Consider the following 1,623-nt stretch of genomic DNA (forward strand, 5'->3'; position numbering starts at 1 on the left):
GTATTTCAACGACGACTCCACGAATACTGGCGTACCCGCTTCAAAGTCTCCCACCTATCCTACACAAACCGTACCGAACACCAATACCAAGCTATAGTGAAGGTCCCGGGGTCTTTTCGTCCTGCCGCGCGTAACGAGCATCTTTACTCGTAATGCAATTTCGCCGAGTCTGTGGTTGAGACAGCAGAGAAGTCGTTACGCCATTCGTGCAGGTCGGAACTTACCCGACAAGGAATTTCGCTACCTTAGGATGGTTATAGTTACCACCGCCGTTTACCGGGGCTTAAATTCTCAGCTTCGCGCCGAAGCGCTAACCGGTCCTCTTAACCTTCCGGCACCGGGCAGGCGTCAGTCCGTATACATCGTCTTACGACTTCGCACGGACCTGTGTTTTTAGTAAACAGTCGCTTCTCTCTGGTCTCTGCGACCCCACCCAGCTCCGAGTGCAAGACTCATCACCAGGCGTGGTCCCCCTTCTCCCGAAGTTACGGGGGCATTTTGCCGAGTTCCTTAACCACAGTTCTCTCGATCGCCTTAGTATTCTCTACCTGACCACCTGTGTCGGTTTGGGGTACGGGCCGTGTACCAACTCACTAGAGGCTTTTCTCGGCAGCATAGGATCACTGAATTCACCACAACGGCTACGCATCACCTCTCAGGCCATATGCAACACGGATTTGCCTATGTTGCGCCCTACAGGCTTACACCAGGTATTCCATCACCTGGCCCAGCTACCTTCCTGCGTCACCCCATCGCTTACCTACTACAGCCAGGGTCGTATGCAGCAATCCTCCCTCTCACCCGAAGGCTCGATAAGAGAACATTTGGATACTTAGCACAACTGATTCGATATTTGGCGCGGATACACGGGTACGGGAATATCAACCCGTTGTCCATCGACTACGCCTGTCGGCCTCGCCTTAGGTCCCGACTCACCCTGGGCGGATTAACCTGGCCCAGGAACCCTTGGTCATTCGGCGGACGAGTTTCTCACTCGTCTTTCGCTACTCATGCCTGCATTCTCACTCCCGTAGCCTCCACCACTAGTTCACACTGTGGCTTCCACGGCTACAGGACGCTCCCCTACCCATCCAGACGACTGGCCCGAAGGCGATCTAATGTCTGAATGCCGCGGCTTCGGCGGTGTACTTGAGCCCCGCTACATTGTCGGCGCAGGATCACTTGACCAGTGAGCTATTACGCACTCTTTCAAGGGTGGCTGCTTCTAAGCCAACCTCCTGGTTGTCTAAGCGACCCCACATCCTTTTCCACTTAGTACACGCTTAGGGGCCTTAGCCGGCGATCTGGGCTGTTTCCCTCTCGACTACGAAGCTTATCCCCCGCAGTCTCACTGCCACGCTCTCACACACCGGCATTCGGAGTTTGGCTGACTTCGGTAAGCTTGTGGGCCCCCTAGGCCATCCAGTAGCTCTACCTCCGGCGTGAAACACGTGACGCTGCACCTAAATGCATTTCGGGGAGAACCAGCTATCACGGAGTTTGATTGGCCTTTCACCCCTACCCACAGCTCATCCCCTCAGTTTTCAACCTAAGTGGGTTCGGGCCTCCACGACGTCTTACCGTCGCTTCACCCAGTCAATGGGTAGATCATATCAGAGCGCA

Annotated in this window: 1 rRNA gene; it reads right to left on the minus strand. The window is 54.9% G+C overall.

Annotated features, from left to right (window positions below):
- Window positions 1–1,623: ribosomal RNA gene (locus ABZX02_RS43855) — 23S ribosomal RNA — on the minus strand; the annotation flags it as partial.

The sequence above is a fragment of the Lentzea sp. NPDC003310 genome, from assembly GCF_040610935.1.
Taxonomy (GTDB): Bacteria; Actinomycetota; Actinomycetes; order Mycobacteriales; family Pseudonocardiaceae; genus Lentzea.